Annotated in this window: 1 protein-coding gene and 1 pseudogene; both read right to left on the bottom strand. The window is 36.2% G+C overall.

Translation table 11 applies throughout. The features are described 5' to 3' along the window. Positions 1 to 1,431, bottom strand: a 1,431-nt coding sequence (locus tag F6K22_RS39385) for an IS200/IS605 family accessory protein TnpB-related protein (RefSeq protein ID WP_293110452.1), incomplete at its 3' end; no start/stop codon positions are given. Then, a pseudogene (locus F6K22_RS43300) lies at positions 1,425 to 2,062 on the bottom strand (IS607 family transposase); the annotation flags it as partial. The gene F6K22_RS39385 and the pseudogene F6K22_RS43300, both read right to left, overlap by 7 nt. Between the last annotated feature and the right edge of the window lie 57 nt (positions 2,063 to 2,119).

The following is a 2,119-nucleotide window of genomic DNA, read 5'->3' as shown; positions in this document are numbered from 1 at the left end:
CCAGTGACTCCAATCATGTTTGTTGACATCCTCCGGTCTCAACAAACATTTGGGGATTTTTTCTGATAATTTTAAGGCTCTCCGACCAATTACTAAAGCAGCAGCAGTGCCACTATTTAGACCGTATTTAGCCATGTAATTAATCATTCCTATCACGCTAGTAAAAGCAGGGTTGACTTTTATTAATTCAACTCCAAATCTTCTAGAACGTGACTCTAAAGCTTCTCTAAACATTCCCGTAGAGAGGTTAGAAAGCATCTCATTATAAACTTTACTTTCCTCGCTCCGAGCAATGGATTTTTTCTTGGTAAAATCTAAGGACTCAATGGCAATAGCGCACTCAAAAAAATCTGCTAATTTGACAATAGTCGCGACAATATTCCTCATAGTTGTTTGTCGAGACCCAGTAGTTTGATTTTTCCACTGGTAAGGTATTTCTTCTAAATATTCAATATTTCCATCCCATTTAACATAAGCAACTGAAATTGATTCTGCATTAAAATCAATACCTATACAACCATTTTTTCTTGTATGAACTACTGGTATTTCTGGTACATAAGTAGAAAGATGTACATACCAATTATCCTGTTTATGCTCCCTGCGAAAAATTTGAATTGTGATTGGTTTTAAACTATTTATGGCATAATCTAAATCTGTTCCTCTATATCTGCCATCCCTATCTGAAACAGAAAATTCTAACTGTATTTTCTGACCATATTTATCCTGTAATGGTCTCGGTAGTTGAACTTGTAATTGATATAAGCCATCCCCTTTTAATGGGAAAACTTTGAGCATAGTTCCACCGCCTGGCTGAGATTTTCCTACACAGAAAAACCTGCCTGAGCGTTTTTTACTCCAATAATCACTCCATTCATTTCGGGTTTTATATCCATTTTCTGCTAAATTATGTTGAGCGTTAAATAATTTCTGGGAACCAAAACAAATATGTAAACGTTCTGTAGAATTTAACTTCTTTAAATTTTGTTTCAGACGGTGTATTTTCTGAATTTTACTTTTTAAACCTAGCAATTGATTTTGAAATTTATTTCGAGCTTGTATATGCGGGAAACCCTTTTTTATTGCTGATTTTAAAGTTTTTTCTAGCGTAGTGATGAGTTTAAAAGCAGCCGTTGTTTTGGCTTTAATTTGGAGTTCTAGTTTAGTAATATTGTTAGTTTTAGCTGTTTTTAATTGGCTTAAGCATTGGGTGGCTTCGGTGGCGATTGAGTCAGCCCATGCCCATTGAATGTTAAACCTTTTCATCAGAGGCTTTTCTACTTCTGATTCTGACAACTTCTCAGTTTGCATCCAGTTGATAGCAGACCGTTTCCAGGATTCATACAATGCTCCGAGTTCCTCAAAGACAGGATGATATTCAATTTTTGCTTCTATCCCTCTCAAGGAACCGTGAGACTTGGCCATTGCTAACATTGAATTACTTTACTCAAGGTTAGCATGGTTTGTCTAGGAATGTCAATAATATTTGCTATAGCTTTGACTTTTTCTTTTGCATAGTGTCTAGAGCCATATATTCGACATGAAAAACAGTGGATAATAGCCAACATATCTTCTACTAACTCCTGCTGTGGCGCTAGATTAGACTGATTAGCTACTATGATTTGACAACCGGAACGGTTCACTAATGTTTCAACTAAATCACTCTTCAAATCTACATAATCTATCTTTGTGGGCAACTACAATACTTTCTGTCTTACCATCTATGGCATCTATGACAATTCTTAAGAACTCTCGGCGCTTAAAATTCATGCCCCCGCCTATTTCACAAATCCACTGATCAACACATAAACCCTTAGCTAAACTTGCATTGTGCCATAGCCTCTTTCTGGCGCGTGTAGTTCAGTTTTTTGTTTAGCGGAGGATACTCGACAATAAACTACTATTTTACGTTTGGTAGATTGAGGTTTTAACCCTCAAGCTAGCTGCTAAATCCTCTTCGGTATAGTAGCGGTGATTTGACCTATACGCGCTTGGCTTTTAACTTTCCAGAATTATCCCAACGCTGTAAAGTTTTTACACTAACTCCTAATCTTTCCGCAAATTCGTGATTGTTTCATATCCTAGACATTTTGTGTATATTTGTCTAGGATAGTCTATATTT

The organism is Okeania sp. SIO2F4, assembly GCF_010672385.1.
Taxonomy (GTDB): domain Bacteria; phylum Cyanobacteriota; class Cyanobacteriia; order Cyanobacteriales; family Microcoleaceae; genus Trichodesmium.
Note: the sequence above shows the minus strand (reverse complement) of the source record. Positions and strands in the feature narration are given on the sequence as shown.